Annotated in this window: 21 protein-coding genes and 1 riboswitch; of the genes, 3 read left to right on the plus strand and 18 right to left on the minus strand. The window is 33.8% G+C overall.

Features of this window, described 5'->3' with window-relative positions; genetic code table 11:
- Positions 1–87 precede the first annotated feature (87 nt).
- From Q4Q35_RS21020 to Q4Q35_RS21045, 6 genes are all read right to left on the minus strand, one after another.
- Positions 88–1617, minus strand: coding sequence for a DUF6770 family protein (locus Q4Q35_RS21020; protein WP_303280025.1), 1530 nt, complete (start codon positions 1615–1617; stop codon positions 88–90).
- An 11-nt stretch (positions 1618–1628) separates the two neighbouring features.
- Positions 1629–2987: a M48 family metalloprotease gene (locus Q4Q35_RS21025; protein ID WP_303280026.1), complete on the minus strand. Its 1359-nt coding sequence runs from the start codon at positions 2985–2987 to the stop codon at positions 1629–1631.
- Positions 2988–3070: 83 nt separating this feature from the next.
- Positions 3071–4153 carry a bifunctional 3-deoxy-7-phosphoheptulonate synthase/chorismate mutase type II gene (locus tag Q4Q35_RS21030; RefSeq protein WP_303280027.1) on the minus strand — a complete coding sequence of 361 codons (1083 nt, stop codon included), beginning with the start codon at positions 4151–4153 and terminating at the stop codon, positions 3071–3073.
- Between the two features lie 21 nt (positions 4154–4174).
- Complete coding sequence (locus tag Q4Q35_RS21035) at positions 4175–5026, minus strand: prephenate dehydrogenase (protein WP_303280028.1); 852 nt, start codon at positions 5024–5026, stop codon at positions 4175–4177.
- A 124-nt stretch (positions 5027–5150) separates the two neighbouring features.
- Positions 5151–6296, minus strand: coding sequence for a pyridoxal phosphate-dependent aminotransferase (locus Q4Q35_RS21040; RefSeq protein WP_303280029.1), 1146 nt, complete (start codon positions 6294–6296; stop codon positions 5151–5153).
- Positions 6293–7120 carry a prephenate dehydratase gene (locus tag Q4Q35_RS21045; RefSeq protein ID WP_303280030.1) on the minus strand — a complete coding sequence of 276 codons (828 nt, stop codon included), beginning with the start codon at positions 7118–7120 and terminating at the stop codon, positions 6293–6295. Before Q4Q35_RS21045 ends, Q4Q35_RS21040 begins: the two co-directional genes overlap by 4 nt.
- A gap of 345 nt (positions 7121–7465) precedes the next feature.
- Between Q4Q35_RS21045 and gldA the strand changes: the two genes are divergently transcribed.
- The 3 genes from gldA (at position 7466) to Q4Q35_RS21060 (ending at position 11994) form a co-directional block, all read left to right on the plus strand.
- Positions 7466–8362, plus strand: coding sequence for a gliding motility-associated ABC transporter ATP-binding subunit GldA (gldA, locus tag Q4Q35_RS21050; RefSeq protein WP_303280031.1), 897 nt, complete (start codon positions 7466–7468; stop codon positions 8360–8362).
- A 350-nt stretch (positions 8363–8712) separates the two neighbouring features.
- A complete protein-coding gene (gene pta / locus Q4Q35_RS21055) occupies positions 8713–10803 on the plus strand; it encodes a phosphate acetyltransferase (RefSeq protein WP_303280032.1) in 2091 nt (696 codons plus the stop codon).
- 3 nt (positions 10804–10806) lie between these two features.
- The gene (locus Q4Q35_RS21060) at positions 10807–11994 is read left to right on the plus strand and encodes an acetate/propionate family kinase (RefSeq protein ID WP_303280033.1); all 1188 of its coding nucleotides are present in this window, start codon (positions 10807–10809) and stop codon (positions 11992–11994) included.
- Here Q4Q35_RS21060 and Q4Q35_RS21065 read toward each other — a convergent pair.
- The 12 genes from Q4Q35_RS21065 to Q4Q35_RS21120 all read right to left on the minus strand — a co-directional run bounded on the left by Q4Q35_RS21065 (position 11980) and on the right by Q4Q35_RS21120 (position 25863).
- Entirely contained in the window at positions 11980–12723 is a 744-nt protein-coding gene (locus Q4Q35_RS21065) for a head GIN domain-containing protein (protein WP_303280034.1), read from the minus strand. The two genes, Q4Q35_RS21060 and Q4Q35_RS21065, sit on opposite strands and share 15 nt — an antisense overlap.
- A 110-nt stretch (positions 12724–12833) precedes the next feature.
- Positions 12834–13934, minus strand: coding sequence for an acyloxyacyl hydrolase (locus tag Q4Q35_RS21070; protein WP_303280035.1), 1101 nt, complete (start codon positions 13932–13934; stop codon positions 12834–12836).
- Positions 13935–13972: 38 nt separating this feature from the next.
- Positions 13973–14929 carry a methylenetetrahydrofolate reductase [NAD(P)H] gene (metF, locus tag Q4Q35_RS21075; protein WP_303280036.1) on the minus strand — a complete coding sequence of 319 codons (957 nt, stop codon included), beginning with the start codon at positions 14927–14929 and terminating at the stop codon, positions 13973–13975.
- Between the two features lie 162 nt (positions 14930–15091).
- On the minus strand, positions 15092–17767 hold the full coding sequence (gene metH / locus Q4Q35_RS21080) for a methionine synthase (RefSeq protein ID WP_303280037.1): 2676 nt from the start codon (positions 17765–17767) through the stop codon (positions 15092–15094).
- Complete coding sequence (locus Q4Q35_RS21085) at positions 17767–18048, minus strand: antibiotic biosynthesis monooxygenase family protein (RefSeq protein ID WP_303280038.1); 282 nt, start codon at positions 18046–18048, stop codon at positions 17767–17769. The genes metH and Q4Q35_RS21085 overlap by 1 nt, the downstream gene beginning before the upstream one ends.
- A gap of 17 nt (positions 18049–18065) precedes the next feature.
- Complete coding sequence (locus Q4Q35_RS21090; RefSeq protein ID WP_303280040.1) at positions 18066–19082, minus strand: homocysteine S-methyltransferase family protein; 1017 nt, start codon at positions 19080–19082, stop codon at positions 18066–18068.
- 171 nt (positions 19083–19253) lie between these two features.
- Positions 19254–19376: riboswitch (SAM riboswitch) on the minus strand.
- 110 nt (positions 19377–19486) lie between these two features.
- Positions 19487–20377 carry a cysteine synthase CysM gene (gene cysM, locus Q4Q35_RS21095; protein ID WP_303280041.1) on the minus strand — a complete coding sequence of 297 codons (891 nt, stop codon included), beginning with the start codon at positions 20375–20377 and terminating at the stop codon, positions 19487–19489.
- Entirely contained in the window at positions 20364–21104 is a 741-nt protein-coding gene (epsC, locus tag Q4Q35_RS21100) for a serine O-acetyltransferase EpsC (RefSeq protein WP_303280042.1), read from the minus strand. Before epsC ends, cysM begins: the two co-directional genes overlap by 14 nt.
- 170 nt (positions 21105–21274) lie before the next feature.
- Positions 21275–22327: an NAD(P)/FAD-dependent oxidoreductase gene (locus Q4Q35_RS21105; RefSeq protein WP_303280043.1), complete on the minus strand. Its 1053-nt coding sequence runs from the start codon at positions 22325–22327 to the stop codon at positions 21275–21277.
- Between the two features lie 61 nt (positions 22328–22388).
- Positions 22389–22970, minus strand: a complete 582-nt coding sequence (locus tag Q4Q35_RS21110) for a precorrin-2 dehydrogenase/sirohydrochlorin ferrochelatase family protein (RefSeq protein WP_303280044.1) — start codon at positions 22968–22970, stop codon at positions 22389–22391.
- A 13-nt stretch (positions 22971–22983) separates the two neighbouring features.
- Complete coding sequence (gene cobA, locus Q4Q35_RS21115) at positions 22984–23745, minus strand: uroporphyrinogen-III C-methyltransferase (protein ID WP_303280045.1); 762 nt, start codon at positions 23743–23745, stop codon at positions 22984–22986.
- 9 nt (positions 23746–23754) lie between these two features.
- Entirely contained in the window at positions 23755–25863 is a 2109-nt protein-coding gene (locus Q4Q35_RS21120) for a ferredoxin-like domain-containing protein (RefSeq protein WP_303280046.1), read from the minus strand.
- Positions 25864–26008 lie beyond the last annotated feature (145 nt).

Below are 26008 nucleotides of genomic sequence, written 5' to 3' on the forward strand. Positions count from 1 at the left end.
AAGACAAAGATGAAAATAATTAGGCTGTAATACAACAAAAAAGGCTACCCAAATGGGCAACCTTTAAATTATTAAAAGGTGTATTTATTAAATATTCAACTTTTCTAAGTGTATATCTAAAGTCTTTTCTTTTTTATTGTATTCCATTAGCATTACATGCCCAAGCTTAGCTGGTAAAACCCTAAGTTCAATTTTCTTACTATCTTTTTCTAAATAAATTTTGTCTTCAGATAGTTTTCCTTCGTTGTACATAATAGTTTTAAATGCCAATTTATTTTTTTCTCCTTTTAACCTTTCATAATCTATAAAATTTGCATAAAACCTGTCCCTATCTGTATCTATTTGGGTAAACTCATAATCAAAAGCACCAAAAGCTTTCAAAGCATGGGCATTAAGTTGTGGGCTGCCAAAATCTATTAAGCTTGGCGCACGGGACTTTCCTTTTTTAAAGACTTCAATATTATTGAGATCAAAATTATTATTAAACTCAAAAACCATAGCATCAGTAATTGTTAATTGAGTAGCAGATCCACTACCGCCTAGAGCAAGAGAAGCAATGCCGGCCCCACTTGCTGTTTTTCTATACTTCTCGCCTATGCAATAATAAGTTCCTTTTTGGGTTCTTACGATATCATGAAAATAAACATAACCTCTGTTTGAGTCTTTACCATCTAAACCAGTTGGCATCATTTTGTCTATTTTGTCTTCCCAACTAACTTTGTTATCAGAAATAACCTTTCCGTCTAAATTATTTATTTGGGCAAAAATACCTAAGCTTTTCGCCTTTATTATATTATCTCCTTTTTTATAATATTCTCCCAAAAGAACGACTTCATTCTCATTGGATAAAAACGCATTTGTTATAAGCCTTGGATTATTCTCTCTATCAAACTCTTTTTCAAATAACAACTTACCTGTTTCTATATCGATAACCAATACCTTAAATTTTATGGTTTGACTAAATAGCGATTTTCTTGAAGCTTCTAAAGCAACAATAACTTTTTCATTTACTTCTATAGGGTTAATAGCCAAAATTTCCTCACTGTCTTCTGGAGAATTATAATCCCATGTAGTTCCTCCATCTGTGGCTATATATTTTAAACCATATCCTAATTTTTCATTGTTTTTTACATAGTTGAACAAAAAACCCTTATTATCTACTGGAAGTAACATATTAAAGTTTCCGGTTTTAACCATCAAATTCAACCATTTCATTTCTTTTTTGTTAACATCTATCAAAACATCCTTTCCCCTCTCACCTTTCTTGTCAAAAGAAACAAGCTTATATTGTCGCTCTTTAACATTAATCATGGTAAACATTAACGCTTGATTGTTAAACTTGCTATCTGCTAAAATGGTGTTTTTTTCATCTATATAAGATTTTGTTGCAATATCATTTAAGTTATTGTCTAACATCTTAATAGCATATTCTCTTTTACCTTTTTTTAGCTTATCAACTTCATAGTAAAAATAATAGCCATCTACATCATTATTTTTATCCATTAAAGCTCCTATATTTTTCATTTTTAGGGAAGTAATTTCTTTAAGCGTTTTTTCTTGCGCGTTTAAAGAAAAGCTTATAATACTTAAGCATATTAAAGTTAAAAATTTTCTCATTTTTCTAAAAGTTAATTATTGATTGATTTAAAAAATTCTATTATTTCACTAAGATTGTGAGTGTCTATCTTTTTATTTTTAATTAATTCGCAAAAAGCCAACCCTATTTTTTTCACCTCGTTAAGTTCTAAATTGTTCAAAAAAAGTCGAATTGTATTTAACTGTTTCTCATCTGAAAAACCATTCTTTTGGGGGACATACTTTCCTAATTCATGTGCTTTTTTTGCTTGATAAGTCAGGTACAGTAATTCCACCATTTTAGAATAATAATATTCTGAACTTATTTTTTTATGATTGTATTTTTCTATCAATTGATACAAGGCTAAATCTAAAAACTTCAAATCAAAGGCGAACTGAATACTTTGCATATTAGACACATGCTTTAAGTCTTGATATTTATAATCAATCGTTTTTAATTTATTTTCTTCCCTTATTACGTTGTAATCTTTTATCAATTTATTCACCCTAAACTCAATTTCCGGGTGTGTTTTCAAAGTATCTGAAACTAAGCTAAAATCATTTATTTTTTCGCTTGTATCAAAAAGCGATGTTGTTTCTTTTAGCCAATACGATTTAAATGGATAGCTCTTAAAATCAAAAACACTATCTATCTTAATATCGTGATGAAAAACCATTTCATCTACTCTTTTTAGCTTTTCTAAAGCATAAAGAGCTGCTGGTTTTGAATATCTTGTTTTAGAAAACATAACAAAGCCTAAAGAATCTGCCTCTGCTTCTACTTCCTTGGAATAGTCTAAAATATCTATGCTTAATTCATCAATAACAGAAAGTGCAGCTCTAGTTTGTCCGTATCTCTTTCTTTTAATTTCTCTTACTTTTTTTTTGGTCTCTTTTGAATTTATTAGTGCTACTCTTTTAGTAATACCTTTTAAAGAGTGTTCTAGCAACTTGTGCGCTATTTCATGGCATATTATAAATGCCAATTCATCATTGGATTCTAACTGGGTAAATAAACCTAAATTGATTTCAAACATGCCATCTCCATAGCAAGCTGCATTTGGTACTATAGAATTCTTTATAAAAAAACTAAAGTCTGTTGGGTTAATGTTAGGATTGGATTCGTAAATATGCTCAAGTACGAGATTTAAATCTTTTTTTATTTTAGAATTAAAAATATAAGTGCTGTCTTCTATTGATTCTAAAACTTTTCCATCTCTGTTTTTATAAGCTTTTTTTATTTTAGAAGAAAGGGAACCGTTAATTTTCTCAATATGGTTATTATTAATTCGCTTTAAATAAACTTTTAGAGAATCTAAGTTATTCGGAATATACTGATTTGAAGATTCTTGCGCAGTGATAAAATTGATAATACACAAAAATATTAGAATTGGGGAGTGTCTAAAATTCATTGAACCAAAAATATAAAAAAGGTGTCTAAAAAATGATGAACTTTGTCACTTTTTTAGACACCCTCAAATAATTCTACGTTCTTTTAACCATTAATAATCTTTTCCTGATGGTTAATTGATTCTTGGTGAATGGCTTTAAACATTCTTAATATAAACTCTTCACTTAAGCCATGTTGTTCTCCTTCTAAAACCATTTTTCCTAAAATCTCGTTCCATCGTTTAGATTGTAAAACGGCAACATTCTTTTGTTTTTTAAGTGCTCCAATACCATCGGCTGCAACCATACGCTTGCCTAATAAATCAATAATTTGATTATCAACAATATCAATTTGTGCTCTTAAATTATCTAATGCACTGTTGTACTCTGCTTCTGCATTAGTCTCTTTTCTTATTTTAAGATCTTTCATAATTTGCACTAAACTAGCTGGAGTTACTTGTTGCGCAGCATCACTCCATGCATTTTCAGGATCGTAATGTGTTTCAATCATCAACCCATCAAAATTTAAATCTAAAGCCGTTTGAGACACATCCAAAATCATATCACGATTCCCTGTAATATGCGACGGATCGTTAATTAAAGGGATGTCTGGGAATTTATTTTGAAACTCAATAGCCAATTGCCATTCTGGAATGTTTCTATATTTTGTTTTTTGATATGTTGAAAATCCTCTGTGAATCGCCCCAATGTTTTTAACACCTGATTTATATATTCTTTCAATACCTCCTAGCCATAAGGATAAATCCGGGTTTACCGGGTTTTTTATTAATACAGGCTTATCTGTACCTTGTAAAGCATCTGCAATTTCTTGCATTATAAACGGACTTACTGTAGAACGTGCTCCAATCCATAATAAATCTACATCATGCTCTAAAGCTAGTTTTACATGAGCTGCATTAGCTACTTCTGTACAGATTTTCATGCCTGTTTCTGCTTTTACTTTTTGCAGCCACTTTAAACCCAATGCACCAACACCTTCAAACATTCCCGGTCTTGTTCTTGGTTTCCAAATACCAGCTCTAAAATAGTTAACATCTGTATCTTTTAACTCATGGGCTATTTTTAATACCTGCTCTTCTGTTTCAGCACTACAAGGCCCTGCAATAACCAAGGGATGATCTAAATTTAGTGCATCCAACCAGTTTCTCATTTCTTTTTTATTTTCCATTTTTAATTAATATTTAGCCGTTTAAGCTATTCCGTTTAATATTTGTTTTATATGATTCGTGTTTTTCATTTCATTATAGACTGCTTCAAAATCATCTTTCTCCATAAGCTCTTTAAACTGGCTTAGATTTTCGATATATTCTGCTAAAGTTTCAATGACATTTTCTTTATTTTGTTTAAAAATAGGAGTCCACATTTCTGGAGAACTCTTTGCTAAACGGACTGTAGAAGCAAATCCACTCCCAGCCATATCAAAAATATCGCGTTCATTTTTTTCTTTTTCTATCACCGTTTTACCTAACATAAATGAACTTATATGTGACAAATGAGACATATATGCTATATGTTTATCATGGGCTTCCGGATTCATATAACGCATACGCATCCCGACATCTGCAAAAAGTTTTAATGCCTTTTCCTGAAGTTTAAATGCTGTTTTTTCAACTTCGCAAACAATATTTGTTTTACCTTTAAACAAACCACTCATTGCGGCACTAGGACCTGAATGCTCTGTTCCTGCAATAGGATGCATCGCCAAGAAATTTCTACGTTTAGGATGATTCTCAACAACTTTACAGATATCTAATTTGGTTGATCCTGCATCTACAACTAATCCCGAATCGGATATTTTATCTAAAATAGTTGGCAGTAATTTTACTGTAGCATCTACTGGAATAGATATAATAACTAAATCGGCTTTATCAATATCTTCAAAGGTTGCTTTTTTATCAATTAAATTAAGAGACAACGCTTCATCAAGTGTTGTTTGCTTTCTACTAATACCATGAATAACCATTTCTGGATCGTTCTTTTTAATATCTATAGCAAGACTACCTCCTATTAATCCAACTCCTATGATGTAAATATTTTTCATTCCTTTCTATCTCTTTGAGACATCTTCCCATACTTCTGCTGCGCTCAGCATAAGCTGGAAAGAATTATTAATTATTATATTTCACTACTTATATTACTGTTTACTGCTACTGTAAACAGAATATCTATTTAACTCTTTTTATAGCTTCTTCTAAAACCTCATTTGTTGCACATAAAGAAAATCGAATATAACCTTCTCCTTTACTACCAAAAATGGTTCCTGGCGTAATAAAAATATGTTTGTCTTTAAGCACCGAATCTATATACGCTTCTGCTTTTATTCCATCAGGTAATTTTGCCCAAACAAAAAGCCCTGTGGCATTTTTATCGTAAGTACAATTTAAAGCGTCTGCTAATTGCCAAACTAAATCGCGACGTTGTTTATAAACACTGTTTAAAGTAACATACCACATGTTTGAACATTTTAAAGCTTCTATAGCTCCTTTTTGAATGCCATAAAACATACCGGAATCCATATTACTCTTTACCTTTAAAATATTGCTTATATGCTTGTTATCTCCAACCACCATACCTACACGCCATCCTGCCATATTAAAGGTTTTACTTAACGAATTAAGTTCTAAACAAACATCTTTTGCTCCTTTAACGCTTAGGATACTTTTTGGTGCTTCATTTAATATAAAACTGTATGGATTGTCGTTAACTATTAATATATCATGACGCTTTGCAAACGCTACCAATTCTTCAAATAAATACTTATTTGGTTTAGCTCCTGTTGGCATATGCGGATAATTCACCCACATTAATTTCACTTTACTTAAGTCTAATTCTTCTAAAGCTTTAAAATCTGGCAGCCAATTATTTGCTGCATCTAATTCGTAAAAAACAGGTTTAGCTCCTACTAATTTTGTAACAGATTGATACGTTGGATAGCCTGGATTTGGGATCAACACAGCATCACCTTCATTTAAATAGGCCATCGAAATATGCATAATACCTTCTTTACTTCCCATAAGAGGCAAAATCTCTGTTGTAGGACTTAAAGACACCGAAAAATGTTCTTTATAGAATCCCGCTATAGCGTCTCTTAATTCCGGTAAGCCTTGATAACTTTGGTACTTATGTGCATTAGGTGCTAACAACCCTTCTTTTATAGCCTCTACAACTCTTTGTGGTGGCTGTAAATCTGGACTGCCGATACCTAAATTAATGATAGGTTTACCACTTGTTATAAGAAAATTTACTTCTCTTAACTTTTTTGAAAAGTAGTATTCTTCTACAGTTTGTAACCTATTAGCTGCTTGAATCATAACTTAGCATTTTTATATTCACCCAACACTTTAAATCCTTCTCCCATAATATCAATTATAGATTTCGATTTTTTAAAATCTATGTATTTTTCAAAAGTAACATCAACAAAAAAAGCATATTTCCATGGTGTATCTACTATTGGTAAAGATTGAATTTTAGTTAAATTCAATTTGCAATCGCTCAGCACATTAAGAATGGCTGCCAAGCTCCCTCGTTTATGGTCACTTTCAAATTTAATAGAGGCTTTGTTGATTTCATTTTCTGGCACTTCAGAATTTGTTCGTTTTACAATGACAAAACGTGTTTCGTTATGTGCTATCGTTTGAATACTCTTTGCCAAAACATTTAACTCAAATATATCTGCTGCCATAATACTTGCAATAGCACCAACTCCTTTAAGCTTTTTTTCATGTATGCGTTTAGCAACCTCGGCTGTATCTTTATCTTCCACTAATTTTATATGTGGGTATTGCTTAAAGAACTCTTTACATTGCAGCAATGCCATAGGGTGAGAATACACCTCTTCAATATCTTCTATATTCTGATTTGGCAATGCCATTAAATTATGCTGAATATCTAAATAATGTTCACCAACTATATGCAGACCATAGGTGTCAATTAAAGCATAATTAGGAATAATGGAGCCTACTATAGAATTCTCCAAGGCCATAATGGCAGCATCACATTCCTTAGTACTTAAAGAATCTACAACCCTATCGAATGTTAAACATTCTATAGCGTCAACAGGTGTATCAAAAAATTGTTGTGACACAATATGATGAAAAGATCCCTTTACTCCTTGTATGGCTACTCTTTTAATCAAAATTCAGTTTTATTTTATTAAAATTCCAATCCTCATTAAGATTGTTCAATTAAAAGTTAAACAAAAAAAAGTCCCGATTTTCATCGAGACTCATATTTTAAATTTATAGTTATAAATTATACATACAACGTCTCGTTCCTTTTGCTAAAAAAGAAATAAAACCAGTTGTTAAAATATGTATAAAATACCGTTGTTATCATAATTATGAGGCTAAAGTAATTAATATTTTAAGAAATCAAAATTGTGGTATTGTTTTTTTTTGATTTTTTTAAAAATTTTAAAGATTACATAACAAAACTTCTATTGCATTATATAATTATTATTTTTGAACAAATAATTTTAATTATGTCTATTGAGGTAGTAGGAGTTTCAAAACACTATGGCGAACAAAAAGCTCTAAACAATGTATCGTTTAAAGTTAACAAACCGGAAATTGTTGGGTTTTTAGGTCCTAATGGTGCCGGAAAATCTACCATGATGAAAATCTTAACTACCTATATTAACCCCAGTGAAGGTGCTGCTAAGGTAAATGGTCATGACATAAAAGAAAGCATACAACTCGTTCAACAAAGTGTTGGATACTTACCGGAACATAATCCATTGTATTTAGATATGTTTGTTAAAGAATATTTAAACTTTAATGCACATATTTATAAGATTTCTAAACAACGTATTAATGATGTTATTGAACTTACTGGTTTAACTCCAGAGGCCCATAAAAAAATCGGGCAACTCTCTAAGGGGTATCGCCAACGTGTAGGTTTAGCGAATGCTTTATTGCATGATCCTGATGTGTTGATACTAGATGAACCAACTACAGGTTTAGACCCCAATCAATTGGTTGACATTAGACGCCTGATAAAAAAAGTTGGGGAAGCTAAAACGGTATTTCTATCTACACATATTATGCAAGAGGTTGAAGCCATGTGCGATCGTGTCATTATAATTAATAAAGGTGAAATTGTTGCTGATAAAAAACTAAGCGAACTCCGTGATGAAAAAGAACAAATTGTTATTGTAGAATTTGATTATCGTGTTGAAGACGCTTTTTTACTAAAACTTCCTAAAGTTAAAAACGTAAGCAACACCCATGACTTTGTTTATGAAATTACTTTTAAAACCTCAGAAGATATGCGATCTCATGTATTCGATTTTGCTCATGATAATCAATTGAAAATTTTACAACTTAATCAAAAGAATGCTAGTTTGGAATCTCTTTTCAGGGATTTAACATCAAAATAACGCGAGTTTAAAGTTGCTATTTAAAAGTACAAAGTCAATAAAATTAATGCTTGTCCCCTCGAGTGCAGTCGAGAGGTTTATATAAACTCATAAAATATCATTAGGTCTCGACTGCGCTCGACCTGACGTATCGTTAATTAATTGAAAATCCGTACAAAATTCATGTCTATTATATCGGCTCCCGTCAAGATAACCACCTCTTTTTATTCATAAGTTTTAAATAAAAAGTATGACAAAAATCATCCTTATCGTAATATGAAGGTGCTAATTTTGCGATAAAATATTTACAACATAAGAATAGCTAATTCAATTAAAACAAACAACAAGCTATCTTGTAATACTATAATACTATGAGCAAAGGAATTTATGTAGCTACTATTGAGCCTAACAGCGGCAAATCTGTTGTTGTTCTTGGTTTAATGCGTATGCTTTTAGGAAAGACTGCCAAGGTTGGATACTTTAGACCAATTATTGAAGATCTTGAAACAGGAGATATGGATAATCATATCAATACAGTGATGTCTCATTTTGAACTGGATATTAATTACAAGAAAACATTTGCATATACTAGAAGTCAGGTGCTTGACTTATATAATCAAGGGAAATCTGGTGAAGTCATCGATGAAATTATTAAAAAATATAAAAACCTTGAAGACCGTTTTGATTTTGTTTTAGTTGAAGGTACCGATTTTTCTCATGAAAACTCAAGTTTAGAGCTGGACATTAATATTTTAATATCTAAAAACCTCGGCCTTCCCGTTATTATAGTATCTCAAGGAGACAAAAAAGTACTTAAAGAGATTGTAGATAGTGTTCAATTGGCGCACGACACCTTTAAGCAAGAAGTCGATGTCCTTTCGATAATAACCAATAAAGCAAACCCCGACGATCTTTCTACGCTTAAAACGCAATTAAAAACACGTATAAATAGTGGAACAGATATTACAGTGATACCAAAAATCCCTAATCTTAGCAGCCCTACGGTAAAAGAAATATCGAAAGCTTTAGGAGGTGTGGTTCTTTTTGGACAGGACATGTTAAATAACCTAACCGAAAATTTTAGTGTGGGAGCTATGCATTTACGTAATTATTTAATGCACCTCAAAGAAAACGCATTGGTTATTACTCCTGGTGATAGAGCCGATATTATTTTAGGCGCTTTACAAGCTAATATTTCTAATAATTACCCTAAAATTGCTGGGATTATTTTAACAGGAGGGCTTATTCCCGAAGAACCTATTTTAAAACTTATTCAAGGACTTCCCAGTATTGTTCCTCTTGTTAGTGTAAAAGGAGGTACTTACCATGTAACTAATTCTATTGGTAATATTAAATCCAGAATATATGCTGAAAACACTGAAAAAATAGCCACATCTATAGCTACTTTCGAAAAACATGTTGACACAGATAAACTCGCAGACAATCTTATTACTTTTAATTCTGAGGTATTCACACCTAGAATGTTCCAGTACAACTTACTACAACGCGCTTTAAATAATAAAAAGCACATTGTTTTACCTGAAGGTTATGATGAGCGTGTTTTACGTGCTGCTGCCAGATTAATTAGTGCCCATGTTGTAGAACTCACTCTTTTAGGTGAGGAAGATAAAATTAAAGAGCTTATTGCAAAACTAGATATCCCTCTAAATATTGATGAGATAAATATTATATCACCCACAAAATCGCCTCACTTTGAAGACTATGCTAATACTTTTTATGAACTTAGAAAACATAAAAATGTAACTTTACAAATGGCGAAAGACACCATGTCTGATGTATCATATTTTGGCACCATGATGATTTACAAAGGACATGCAGATGGTATGGTTTCAGGAGCTGTACATACTACCCAACATACCTTACGACCTGCATTACAATTTATTAAAACAAAGCCAGGAGTTAATCTGGTATCGTCTATCTTTTTTATGTGCTTAGAAGACAGAATTTCTGTATTTGGAGATTGTGCCATCAACCCAAACCCCAATGCACAAGAATTAGCAGAAATAGCTGTTTCATCGGCTCAAACTGCTAAAGAATTTGGTATAGATCCTAAGGTTGCCATGCTTTCTTATTCATCTGGCGCTTCCGGCAAAGGAGCAGACGTAGAAAAAGTTAGGGAAGCTACCGATATTGTGAAAGCCCAAAATTCTGATTTAAAAATAGAAGGTCCTATCCAATATGATGCTGCAGTAGATATGCGTATTGGAAAAACCAAATTACCGGACTCTGAAGTAGCTGGACACGCCAGTGTTTTAATTTTTCCAGATTTAAATACTGGTAACAATACTTATAAAGCCGTTCAGCGTGAAACAGGAGCCTTAGCTATAGGGCCTGTTTTACAAGGATTAAACAAACCGGTAAACGATCTTAGTAGAGGGTGCACTGTTGATGATATTTATAGCACTGTTATAATAACTGCTATTCAAGCCCAAAATCAATAATATATGCAAGTATTAGTTTTAAATTCAGGGAGTTCTTCAATAAAATTTCAACTATTTTCAATGCCCGAAGAACGTATTTTATGTTCGGGGCTAATTGAGCGTATTGGTTATAATGATGCTACTTTTAAATTCAAAACTCAAAATGATACCATTGAATTTGAAAGTCCTATTTTAAATCATAAAGACGGATTAAAATTATTATCAAAACAACTTTTAGACAAAAATACGGGGATTATAAAATCTCCAGAGGACATCTCGATAGTTGGTCACAGAGTGGTTCATGGTGGTATTTATTTTAATAAAACGACAGAAATAACCAATACGGTAAAAGAAAAAATAGAGGAACTATCGTCGCTTGCACCATTACACAACCCCGCCAATCTTGAAGGAATTAAGGTTGCCGAAGATATATTTTCTAATGCCAAGCAAGTCGCTGTTTTCGATACGGCTTTCCATCAATCTATTCCAGAGCATGCTTATAAATATGCAATTCCTAATAACTTTTTAAACGATCATCATATTCGTTTATATGGTTTTCATGGCACGAGCCATAAATATGTTTCAGAAAAAGCGATTGCTTATTTAGGCAAAAAAGAATCTAAAATCATTACCATTCATTTAGGAAATGGCTGTAGCATGACCGCTATTAAAAATGGGGAAAGCATCGATCACTCCTTAGGTTTTTCTCCAGTAAGTGGCTTAATAATGGGAACCCGTTCTGGAGATATCGACCCCGCTATCATCTTTCATTTAGCTAACAAACTAGACTACAGTTTAGATGAGATTAATACCCTGCTACAAAAAAAGAGTGGTATGCTCGGTTTAACTGGTTTTAGTGACTTAAGAGATATTCAGGAAGCAGCAGCTCAGGGCAATAAAGCCTGTCAGTTAGCATTGGAAATGAATGTGTACCGCATCAAAAAATATATTGGTAGTTATGCTGCTATTTTAAACGGATTGGATGCTATTGTATTTACTGCTGGTATTGGGGAGAACTCACAATTAATGCGAGAACTTGTTTCTAAAGATTTGGAATTTTTGGGTATTCATTTGGATATTGAAAAAAACAAAACCAGATCTAATGGGGTACATGCTATTAACACAGATGATTCTAAAGTGAAAATTTTAGTGATTCCAACCAACGAGGAATTGGAAATTGCAAAACAAGCCATTCAATTATTCAAAAATTAAACGCCCTTTATATAATTCGTCAACTTCAACTATTGGCGGACGGTTTACAGAAATGACATTGCCTGTCCCGGAGATAGTCCCTCTAATGGTTTGTTGCGGATTTATAATCATGTCGTTTGATGCTCTGTTCCATAATTCCACATTTTGAGCGATAAGATCCCGACCTTCGAAACGCGAGGTTCCTGCTGCAAAAGTAAGGTCTAAATTTTCTGTTTGACCCGAAATAAAGCAATTAGATAAATTATTAAAGACCAATCGAAATGTCGTATTATCGATCTGCAACCTAAAATTAGCACTTATAAAAGTATCTTCTGCTCCATAATCTTCAGATAGAATCGTTAAACTCGGATAGGTTAAAACACCATCAGAACTTATATCATACTGGGTAGAACTTCTAATTTCTGTAATATTTGGGGAGGTTATATATACTTTTGTGATACCGTAATCGCGCACATGGTTACACGTATTATTATCTGTTAACGTTAATTTATTGTCAACAACTGTAGCAGACACATCATTTAACAGGTTTTCGCCGGTTTCAATAATAACTTCTTGTGCAGGGCCTTCTTTAATTATTAATTCAATATCGCGATTCACGAAAATTTCATTAAAAGAAGCAACTACAACTTCTTGCTGAATGATATTTCCAGTTTTTTGAAAACAATCATTGGCATTCTCGCTGTCGCAAGAGACAATCATTAGTACCAATATGTATATTATCCGTTTCATTTTTTTGTCATTCCTGCGAAGGCAGGAATTCATTTTATATTTTAAGTTTCAATTCTTGAGATTCCTGCCTTACTGAAACAAGTTCAGCACATGTCGCAGGAATGATAAACTTATAACCTAACACCAATCCCAAGTTCTACTGCTTCCGCTTTAGCACCATGCGATTTTAACGTTAATGCTCCAAACCACTTATCTCCAAAATAACGTTTTACTCCAATACGTAAATATGTCCGACCTTCAAAATCGAATGGGTAATACACATAGTATCCAAACTGTGTTACGACTGATGTTCTATTTATAAATAATTCATGTCCTCCAAAAACCCCTACACGCTTATAATCCTCTGTGCCATCTGTACCTTCTTCCGAAAATGCCACACTTTTATGATGAATTAATTCTTTTAAAAATCTAGAGAAAAACACATCTGTTCCAAGTTGCAATGCACTTTTTCTATTAATGCGCTTATCTGCATAAGCAGAAACGATATAAAATGGAAATTGTCCACTGCCAACGATATCACTTTCATTAACACCTGCTCTAAATGCTAAATTATATTTTATGGGTTCTGTAAACTTCCGATCATTTTCTGTTAATGTGCTTTGGTACTCTGGTTCATCTTCATCTAGATTATACGTTAGCCCTAAATTGAAAATAGTAGAGTTCGTACTGGCATTTGGTGCTTTCACATTTCCATTGGAATAATGAATTAACGAAAACCCAACCTGCAAACCAAACCTATCAAAAATACGTTCCTTTTTATAGTTAAGCATTATAAGTGTACTACTCATAATATGTGTTCCAAAGGCTATATTTCTAAAGTTTTCTTCTTTATCGTATGCTCTATTAGTATAAGCTAAACCCTGCCCTATACGAAGCATTAAATTTCTATTAAAAAAATAAAAATTGTAATGCCCATACAATGAAGATACTGTTCCTAATACGTCTGGGTTCTTTAGGTTCTGATACACATAAGTAGCCCCATAATCGGGATAATTATAACGTTGTTCCCAATCTTTAAAACCAAAAGTCTTTTTATTCCAGCTTAAAATAACACCTTCGGGGTGTCCTTTAATTAAATGCAGAATATCGTTATTGTGTAATGCAATGTTCCCTCTAAAATAGTTAACATCTATATAGGATGTATGCTCTTTTTCTTGTGAGAAAGAAACCTTAAAAACTGTACAAAAAATACAGACTAAAAATAATCTCATTAAATAGATTTACTTAAAGGGCAAAAATAACAGAATTATTAAAACAACTGCGATGCGATAGCTTTTATATTATCACTTTTACCCATAGAGTAATAATGAAGTACAGGAACACCTGCTTTTTTAAGCTCTTCAGATTGTTTTATAGCCCACTCTACACCCACTTGTCTTACCTGCTTATTGTCTTTGCATTTTTCGACTTCGTTAACTAATGTTTCTGGCAAATCTATTTTAAAGACTTGTGGCAGTATCTGTAAATGACGTTTTACTGCTAAAGGTTTTATCCCCGGAATAATAGGCACGTTAATTCCTGCTTCTTTAGCCTTATCTAAAAACTCAAAGTATTTTTCATTATCAAAAAACATTTGGGTTACCACATAATCTGCTCCGGCATCTACTTTTTCTTTAAGACGTCTTAAATCTGCCTGTAAAGAAGGCGCTTCCATATGTTTTTCGGGATAACCTGCTACGCCAATGCAAAAGTCTGGTTTATGATCTGATTCAATAACTTCATGCAAGTACTTTCCATAATTCAAATTCTGAATTTGAGCTACTAAATCTGTTGCGTAATGATTTCCTCCTTTGGAAGGTTCAAAATATTTTTGATGACTCATGGCATCGCCTCGTAATGCCATCACATTTTCAATACCTAAATACTGGCAATCTACCAATAGGTATTCTGTTTCTTCTTTTGTAAAACCTCCGCATAAAACATGTGGCACGGTATCTACATTATATTTATGTTTTATAGCTGCACATATACCAACTGTTCCCGGACGCATACGTGTTATCTTTCTATCTAATAACCCATCTCCTTTATCAATATAGACATACTGCTCTCTGGAAGTCGTTACATCAATAAACGGTGGATTAAACTCCATTAAAGGGTCTATGTTATTATATAGTTCCTGAATGTTTCTACCCTTTTGTGGTGGAATAATTTCAAAGGAAAACAATGTTTTTCCTTTAGCTTTTTTTATGTGGTCAGTTACTTTCATAAGCCTCCCCAACCCCTCCGAAAGAGGGGATTTTAATGGGTATATTTTAATTTTTAAATTCTTTTATAAATTCTTAATTTCTTTCTTTACCTCAATTCCATTTATATTTTCTTTTTGCTCAAGACCTGCCAGGTTTTAAAAACCTGGCAGGTCTAAAAAAAATTACTCATTCGCAAGATTAGGGTGCAACCATTTTCTTGCTTTATCTTTTTCAATGCCTTTTCTTGTGGCATAATCGGTGACTTGGTCATCTGTAATTTTACCTAAACCAAAATACTTCGCTTCCGGGTTACCAAAATAGTATCCGGATACCGCAGCTGCTGGCCACATGGCTAAACTTTCTGTTAAGGAAACGCCTATTAGTTTATCAACATCTAATAACTCCCAAATGGTTTCTTTTTCCAAATGATCTGGGCATGCAGGATAACCGGGTGCTGGACGAATTCCTTTATAGGTTTCTTTTATCAATTCTTCATTTGATAAATCTTCATTTGATGCATAACCCCAATGTTTTGTACGCACTTGCTTATGCAAATATTCTGCAAACGCTTCGGCAAACCTATCTGCTATGGCTTGCGCCATTATAGAGTTATAATCGTCTTCTTTTTCTTTGTAATAGGTTGCTAGTTCTTGTGCTCCAAAAATACCAACACAGAAGGCTCCCATATAATCGGTTTTTCCCGTGTCTTCTGGGGCTATAAAATCGGACAACGCTATATTTGGAACACCATCTCTTTTCTTTAATTGCTGACGCAAGGTTCTAAACACTGCAATCTCACGATCTTTTTTCTTAATAGAAATATCGTCATCATTAATCGTATTAGCTTCAAACAAGCCAAAAACAGCTTTTGGTTTTAGCAACTGTTTTGCGACAATTTGCCTAATCATTTCTTGAGCATCTTCATACAATTGGGTTGCTTGTTCTCCCACTACTTCATCTTTTAATATTTCTGGAAATTTACCATGTAAATCCCATGAAATAAAGAAAGGTTTCCAATCTATATATGGCAACAACTCTTTTAAACTTAATTGTTTTAGTACTTGAATTCCTAGTTCATTAGGTTTAATAATGTCTGATGCTTCCCAATCTATACTGTATTTTTTGCTACGTGCTTCTTCTATAGAGATATATGATTTCTCTTTTCCTCTTTTTAGAAATTTCTCGCGAAACTCGTCGTAATCCTTTTTTAATTTGGCAACATACGCATTGGATGTTTTCTTATTTAATAAATCTCCAACTACAGTCACTGCTCTGGATGCATCATTTACATGCACTACAGCATTCTTATACTGAGGGTCTATTTTCACTGCGGTATGTGCTTTCGATGTAGTTGCCCCTCCAATAAGTAAAGGCACTGTGAAATTTTGACGTTCCATTTCTTTGGCTAAATACACCATTTCGTCTAAAGATGGCGTAATTAAACCAGACAAACCAATGGCATCTACGTTATGTTCTTTGGCTTCTGAAATAATCTTTTCGGGTGGCACCATAACTCCTAAATCAACAATTTCGTAGTTATTACACCCTAGAACAACACTCACAATATTTTTACCAATATCGTGTACATCGCCTTTTACTGTAGCCATTAACACCTTACCTAAAGCCTCTTGTTTTTCACCTTTTTCAGCTTCAATAAAAGGGTTTAAATAACCAACCGCCTTTTTCATGACCCTTGCTGATTTTACTACTTGGGGTAAAAACATTTTTCCAGCACCAAATAAATCACCAACCACATTCATCCCAATCATTAAATGCCCCTCAATAACCTCAATTGGTTTTTTGGCTTCTTGTCTTGCTTGTTCTACATCTTCAATAATGTATGCATCAATTCCTTTTACAAGCGCATGTGTTATACGCTCTTGAAGTGAATTTTCTCTCCATGATAAGTCAACGGTTTTTTCTTTTTTAGAACCTTTAACGGTTTCGGCAAAATCCAATAATCGTTCGGTAGCATCGTCTCTTCTATCTAAAATAACATCTTCTACATGTTCTAACAAGTCTTTAGGAATGTCATCATACACCTCTAAAAGTGCTGGGTTTACAATCCCCATATTCATCCCTGCCTGTATGGCATAGTATAAAAACACCGAGTGCATCGCTTCACGAACCCTATCATTTCCTCTAAATGAAAACGACACATTACTCACACCGCCACTAACACTTACATTTGGCAAATTTTCTCGTACCCAACGTGTGGCTTCAATAAAATCGATCGCGTTTTTGCGGTGTTCTTCCATACCTGTTGCTACAGGGAATATATTTAGATCGAAAATAATATCTTCCGACGGAAATCCTACTTTGTCAACTAAAACACGGTATGATCGTTCTGCTATTTCAATACGCCTTTCGTAGTTATCTGCTTGTCCAACCTCATCAAAAGCCATTACAATAACAGCAGCTCCATATCGCTTAATCTGCTTTGCTTCCCAAATAAACTTTTCTTCGCCTTCTTTTAAGGAAATGGAGTTTACAACACATTTTCCTTGTACTACTTGAAGTCCAGCTTCAATGATTTCCCATTTCGAACTGTCTATCATGATGGGTACACGACAAATATCTGGTTCGGCAGCTATTAAATTTAAGAAGCGAACCATAGATTCTTTACCATCAATAAGACCATCGTCCATATTAATGTCTATTATTTGTGCACCTCCATCTACTTGATGTCTTGCTATATCTAAGGCTTCGTCAAACTTTTCTTCTTTAATTAATCGTAAAAATTTACGAGAACCAGCAACATTGGTACGCTCACCAACATTAATAAAATTGCTGTTTTCGTTTAGGATTAGTGGTTCTAATCCTGAAAGTCTCATATATTTTGTTTGGTTAGCTTTCATTATTTATAATGTTCTACAATTGGAAATGGCTCATAAAAATGGTGTAATAATGCTTTCCATTTTTGATATTCACCCGATTTTCTGAACCCTATTTCATGATCTTCAATAGTTTCCCAATTCACTAATAATATATATTTATCTTCTTGCTCAATGCACTTTTTTAATTCGTGTGACATGTATCCTTTCATAGATGAAATAATACTTTTTGCTTCATTAAAAGCATTTTCAAAATCTGCTGAAAGTCCTTTTTTTATGTTTAGTATGGCTACTTCTAGTATCATAATTCTTTAACTCTTATTTATGAGATTCCTGCTTCTTCGGGAATGACAAACTCACGTGGTTTGTATTTCGCTGCAATATCTGCAATAACTTTTATATGTTCTGGGCTTGTACCACAACAACCGCCAATAATATTTATTAAATCTTTTTTTAAGTATTCTTCTATCTGTGCGCCCATTTCTTCTGGTGTTTCATCATATTCGCCAAAAGCATTTGGTAAACCTGCATTGGGATGTGCCGAAATGGCGAAATCTGTTTTGGGTGCTACGGCTTCTAAATGTGGTTGTAACAAATTAGCTCCTAAAGCGCAATTAAAACCAACCGATAATAATGGAATATGTGATACGGATATTAAAAAGGCTTCTGCTGTTTGTCCGGAAAGCGTCCTTCCTGATGCATCGGTAATGGTACCGCTTAGCATGATTGGAATGTCTATATCTCGTTCTTCTTTTACTTCTTCTATGGCAAACAAAGCAGCTTTGGCATTTAAGGTATCGAAAACGGTTTCTACCAATAACAAATCGGATCCACCATCAATTAAAGCTTCTACTTGCTGTTTGTAAGCTATACGCAATTCATCAAACGTCACTGCTCTATATCCCGGATCGTTTACATCTGGAGACATACTTGCTGTTCGATTTGTTGGACCTATGGACCCTGCTACGAAACGAGGCTTGTGTGGTTCTTTTGCCGTAAATTCATCTGCAACTTCTTTGGCGATTTTTGCCGATTCGTAATTAAGCTCGTATACCAAATCTTCCATTTGATAATCTGCCATGGCAATTGTTGTTCCAGAAAATGTATTGGTTTCCACGATATCTGCTCCTGCTTCAAAGTATTTTCCGTGTATGGTCTTAATGGCCTCTGGTTGGGTAATAGACAACAAATCGTTGTTTCCTTGTAATGGCGTTGGGTAATCTTTAAAACGTTCGCCTCTAAAATCTTCTTCGGTAAACTTATAAGCCTGTAACATGGTACCCATAGCACCATCTAGTACTAGTATACGTTCTTGTAAAGCTTGTTGTATGTTCGACATCTCTTTCCCTTTTTTATCTCTTATATTAAGACACGAATTTCACGAATTGGCACGAATCGATTTGTGTAAATTCATGCTTCTTCTGAAACACATCTAGTTTTGACTAAAACTTATTTTTTAGTCAGTCTTTATTATTTATTATGTTATCAAGAAAAGTAAAAGAAACACTTTCCGTTATCTTTCTAATATTGTTAATACTAGTAGAACGTAGCACCTTCTTTATCTCGATAACTATCGAAAAAAGGGTTGCCAAGGCTTCGCAGGGTCTATTCCCTCTGCCTTTCTTGATAACATTTATACGTTAATGAACAAATATTGTTTACTTATAAGTATAATTAAACAATATAGTGGACAAAAATACTAACTATATTTTTTTTATCCACATTAAATCAATAAAAATTACGCTATTCAAATAAGGGAGACGACAAATATCTATCTCCTCTATCGCAGATAACTGCTACGACTACACCTTCGTCAATAGATTCTACTATTTTTAATGCACAATGCACGGCTCCTCCGCTACTCATACCTGCAAAAATCCCTTCTTCTTTTGCTAAACGTTGGGTCGTTGTTTTTGCATCTTCTTCACTTACGTCTACTACGACATCTACCTTCGAACGGTCGAAAAACTTAGGGACGTAATCTGGTGACCATTTTCTAATGCCTGGTATTCTGGCTCCATCTGCTGGTTGTGCGCCTACAATGGTTATGTTTTTATTTTTTTCTTTTAGAAAGGTTGATGTTCCCATTATGGTTCCTGTGGTACCCATAGCTGATACAAAGTGTGTTATTTCTCCTTCTGTATCTCTCCAAAGTTCTGGTCCGGTCGTTTTATAATGTGCTTTCCAGTTATCATTATTTTCAAACTGATTTAAAAGTGTATAGCCTTTTTCGTCTCTTAATTTAAACGCTAAATCCCTAGAGCCTTCAATTCCAACATCTGCTGGTGTTAAAACAACTTCAGCTCCATAGGCTCGCATGGTTTTAACACGCTCTTCGGTAGAATTCTCTGGCATGATTAACACCATATTAAGCCCTAATAATTGTGCTATAAAAGCCAATGCAATCCCTGTATTTCCACTAGTCGCTTCTACTAAGGTGCCTCCTTTTTTAATATCACCTCGCTTTAGTGCTTCATTTATCATATTAAAAGCTGCTCGGTCTTTTACACTCCCTCCAGGGTTATTTCCTTCGAGTTTAAAAAACAGTCGAACGTTTTTCTTTTTAATTATATGACTTGCTTCTACAATTGGTGTATTTCCAATTTGATCCAGGATGCTTTTACCGTATGCCATTCTTTTTGGGTCTGATTTTAATTTCGGTTTGATAGGTTACTAATGAGTTTTCTGGTACCGATTGGGTAATCCATACGTTTGCTCCTATTATACTGTTTGCTCCAATAATTATATCGCCTCCTAAAATGGTCGCATTCGCATAGATACATACATTATCTTCTATCGTAGGATGCCTTTTTGTAGATGCTAAACTTTTAGCTACTTGAATACCTCCTAGGGTAACACCTTGGTATATTTTAACTTGCTCTCCTATTACAGAGGATTCTCCTATTACAATTCCTGTTCCGTGGTCTATATAAAACGATTCTCCAATAGTGGCTCCCGGATGTATATCTATTCCTGTGATACCGTGAATATATTCACTCATCATTCTGGGAAGAATGGGCACACCTAATTTATATAGTGCATGGCTTAATCTGTAAATAGATATGGCATGAAAACCGGGGTATGCTAAATATATTTCTTCTAAATTATGTGAAGCCGGATCGTTATTTTCAAATGCTTTAGCATCTAAATCTAATTGCCTTCTAATTTCTGGAAGACTTTGTTTAAAATGATTCCATTTGTCTTTTCCAGCTTCTATAGATAATTTAGAAAGTATTTCAAGAAACGTTGTTTCTAAATATTCGGCATGAGTTACCTGTTGTTGTTCATCAAACAACGCATAAAACAATCTTTTTGTAAATGTTTTAACTGTGTCTTTTAAACAAACGTTGTAACTTTTCATGAACTAAATTTCTATTTGTTTTCTATATTAACTGAGTTCTATGTAATAAAAATACATTATCTCTAATCTTCAACCAATTAACAGTAAGTCAGATCGAGCGCAGTCGAGACCTAATGAAATTTTATGAGTTTATAATAACCTCTCGACTGCGCCGCTCGAGGAGACAAACCTTAATTAATAGATTGTACTACTGCTTTTGGTGCTTCTTTACGAGTTCCGTCAAAACCATCAATACCACTTACTGTTGTATATTTTAATACATATTTTTTACCCGGGTTGATAATTCTATAGGCTGCCTGGCACATTAAAGTTGCTTCATGAAAACCACAAAGAATTAATTTTAATTTCTCCGGATATGTATTAACATCTCCTATAGCAAAGATACCAGGAATATTTGTTTGATAGTTTAAGGAATTATCAACTTTTATGGCATTCTTTTCTATTTCTAATCCCCAATTCCCGATAGGCCCTAATTTAGGGGATAATCCGAATAAAGGAATAAAGTGATCTGTTTCTATTTTAGTAGTTTCTCCATCTTTTACTACAGAAACTGCTTCTATTTTTCCATCTCCGTGAAGTTCTTTAACTTCTGCTGGAGTGATTAAATTGATTTTATTTAGAAGTGTTAATTCTCTAACTTTTTCTACGGAGTCTAAAGCGCCTCTAAATTCATTTCTTCTATGAATCAATGTTACTTCTGAAGCAACATCTGCTAAAAAGATACTCCAATCTAGAGCTGAATCTCCTCCTCCTGAAATCACTACTTTTTTATCTCTGTAAAATTCCGGGTCTTTAATAATGTATTCAACACCCTTGTCTTCATAATCTGCAATGCCTTCAATAGCTGGTTTTCTTGGTTCGAAAGACCCTAATCCTCCTGCAATAGCTACTATTGGTGCGTGATGTTGTGTACCTTTATTTGTTGTTACAATAAACGATCCGTCTTCTTGTTTTTCTATAGTTTCTGCACGTTCTCCTAATGTAAATCCAGGTTCAAATTGCTTTCCTTGTTCTAGTAAATTTTTAGTTAAATCGCCTGCTAATATCTCAGGAAACCCAGGGATATCGTAAATTGGTTTTTTAGGATAAATCTCAGAACATTGTCCACCTGGTTGTGGTAATGCATCAATTAAATGACATTTAAGTTTTAACAAACCTGCCTCAAAAACTGCAAATAATCCAGTTGGTCCTGCTCCTATTATAAGTATATCTGTTTTAATCATTTTTAATCTTCTTTTTTAGACCTGCCAGGCTTTAAAAACCTGGCAGGTCTTGTTGTTTATTTCAATTCTTTTTTTGTATTAATCCTTTGGTAACTTCATTAAGCGTTTCTACTTTTTGCTCGAAATCACCTTTTATTGTTTTTCTATATTCATTTAAATTTTTAACCAAATCATCTACATTTTCTGGAATTACATCCTCAAAAAACTGACGTAATCTTTTGGCTGTTGTCGGCGATTTCCCATTTGTAGAAATCGCTACTTTTACATGCCCTTTTGTTACTATGCCTCCCATATAAAAATCGCAATATGGTGGGTTATCGGCTACATTAACTAAAATGCTTTTCTTCCTGCAATGTTTATGAACTTTTATATTTACTTTAGGCACATCGGTCGTTGCAATAACGATATGCTTACCTTTTAAATATTTTTTTTTATACGCAGCTTCTATTAACGTAACATCTCCTTTTTTTGCAAGTGCTATAGTCCCTTCTCTAAACATGGGTGACACCATAGTAACATGTGCATCTGGACTCGATTTTAGCAAAAAAGTTAGTTTTTCCTCAGCCACAAAACCACCACCTACTATAAGTACGTTTAAGTTTTTGGCTTTTAAAAAAACAGGATATAAATTGTTCCTTTCCATATCTGCAAACGAGTTATATTGTATTAACCTCTTTACAGATGGTTGTTAACACGGCACGTTCTTTAACAACATCTCCTATAACAATAATAGCTGGGTTTGCTAAATTCTTTTTTTCTACAATGTCGCAAATTGTTTCAATCGTACCTATACCAACATTTTCATTCTCTCTGGTACCATTTTGAATAATGGCAATTGGCATATCTTGTTTATTTTCTTCTGAAAAAATACGTACGATTTCAGTCAACTTACTCATTCCCATCAAAATAACTACAGTTGCTGTTGATTTAGCAGCCAAAGCAACATCTGATGATAACTGATGCTTTTTGGTTGTTCCTGTAATCACCCAAAAACTCTCTGAAGCGTTTCGTTTGGTTAAAGGAATTCCTTGATATGCCGGCACTGCAATAGCAGATGTTATTCCCGGTACTACAAAGGTTTCAAGACCAAATTGCTTTGCATAATCGATCTCTTCTGCTCCTCTTCCAAATATAAAAGGGTCTCCACCTTTTAAGCGCACAACATGCCCGTGATTTTTAGCTTTGCTAACTATAAGTTCATTGATTTGCTCTTGCTGAAAGGCATAACATCCTTTACGTTTCCCCACAAAAATAAGCTCTGCTTTACTTGATGCATATTTTAGCAACGCTTCATTTATAAGAGCATCGTACAGAATTACATCTGCAGACTCAATAGATTTAATAGCTTTAAGCGTTATTAAGTCTACATCGCCAGGTCCAGCTCCGACAACAGTTAATTTTGGGGTTTTAAAATTCATTTTTTGTTCTTAAACTGCTTTATTTTGTACAGCATTTGCTTCTGCTTCTCTATATGTTCTTACTTTTTGTAAAAACTCATTAGCGTTTTCAATGTATTTTGAAGCAAAATCTTCTGTTGGTGCAAATTTATTAATTTGATATATTAATTCAGAGAAAGACACGCCTAAATCTATTCGTCCGCTTTCAATAAATAATTCATCGAACTGAGAAATGATTCCTGCATGTGTATTGGTTTTCTTGTTTTCTGCTAATAATAACGCTTTCGCGGAATTAACTAAAGAACTATACGCATGATAAATGGCACTTGAATATACTTTGTCATTGAAAGACTTTCTAGCATTTTCAATTTTTTCTTCGCTTTCTAAAAATAAAGTCGCAATTAAATCGATCACAACACCGGCACATTCACCAATACCAATTTCTTTAACGTACTTTTCTTCTTCTCCCCAATCAATAAAATCTGATTGCTCCAAATTAGTAACATCTTGAAGGTCGTTTAAGAAATCGTAGAAATATTTTTCTCCTTTTTCTTTATAATATGTTACAAATGGTTTCCCGTTTGCATTTGCCTCAAAATCATCTAAAATACGTCTTAATGCTTCTGGTCCTCTTTTACTTGGTACTTTTACAACCTTATCTGCAAACACACCATTGCCATCTCCTAAATTACCGCCACCTAATAATACTTGCAATGCTGGTGCTACTAATTTATCTGGTGTACGAACAGACATTCCTTGAAAACCAATATTTGCCATATTGTGCTGTCCGCAGGCATTCATACAACCACTTATTTTAATAACTAAATCTTCGTTATTTAGATATTGTGGGTATTCCGATTTAATAACACGCTCAAGTTCATCTGCAATACCTGTACTACTTGCAATTCCTAAATTACAAGTATCTGTTCCCGGACACGCTGTAATATCTACTGCTTTGTTATAACCTGCTTCTACAAATCCTAATTTTTCTAATTCACTATAGAAAAACGGTACTAATTCTCTTTTTACAAAAGGAATGACTATATTTTGACGCAATGACAAACGTATCTCGCCTGCTGCATAATTCTCTACTAAATCGGCTAATAATCTTGCTTTATCGGTGTAAAAATCTCCTAAAAGTACTTTAATACCTATCGCTACAAAGCCTTTTTGTTTTTGAGGAATCAGGTTTGTAGACTTCCACGTTTCAAACGCCTTTTGGTCTTTTATAGTAACTTCTGGAATGTTTTGAACATCTACAGGTTTTGAATATTCGTAAGATTCGGCATCAATAGCAACCGATTTTAATTCGATAGCGTTTTGCTCTTCTTCTACTAGCTTTTTAAAAGCCTCTAATCCTATGTCTTTTATTAAGAATTTCATTCTCGCCTTAGCACGACTTTTACGCTCACCATGACGATCGAAAATTCTTAAAACGCCTTCCATTATCGGAATGATTTTATCTGTTTCTAAGAAATCGTACAACACATCGGCATGACGTGGTTGCGATCCTAAACCGCCACCAAGCATCACTTTAAAGCCACGAACACCATTTTCAATCTTCGCAATAAAACCTAAATCGTGCAAGTATGATAAGCCTGTATCTTCATCTGAAGAAGAAAAAGACACTTTAAACTTACGTCCCATTTCCTGACAGATAGGGTTTCTTAAAAAGAAACGAAATAGAGCATCTGCATAAGGTGATACATCAAACGGTTCGTTAGTATCGATTCCCGCAGTTTCACTTGCTGTTACATTTCTTACCGTATTACCACAGGCTTCACGCAAGGTAACATCATCACGCTCTAACTCGGCCCAAAGCTCTGGTGTTCTGTTTAAATCCACATAGTGAATTTGAATATCTTGGCGTGTTGTAATGTGTAAACGTCCACGAGAATACTCATCTGAAACTTCTGAAATACGACGTAATTGATTGCTCTTAACTTTTCCGTAAGGCAATTTAATACGAATCATTTGCACGCCTTCTTGACGTTGACCGTAAACACCTCTAGCTAAACGAAGGCTTCTAAACTTTTCTTCGTCTATTTTCCCGTTATGAAAAAGCTCTATTTTATTAGCTAATTCTATAATATCGTTTTCGACAATTGGATTTTCTATTTCTGTTCTAAAACTTTGCATATACAAGCCCCTCCTAACCTCCCCAGGGGAGAGGAATTCTTACTCGGGTAAAGCAAGAATTTTGTTATTATTTTATTCTATACCTACAAGATTTTCAAAACCTCACAAAACTAATTAACCACAAACTAGCAAATTCCTCTTTCAA

Origin of the sequence: Flavivirga aquimarina (assembly GCF_030540835.1) — a bacterium.
Classification (GTDB): domain Bacteria; phylum Bacteroidota; class Bacteroidia; order Flavobacteriales; family Flavobacteriaceae; genus Flavivirga; species Flavivirga aquimarina.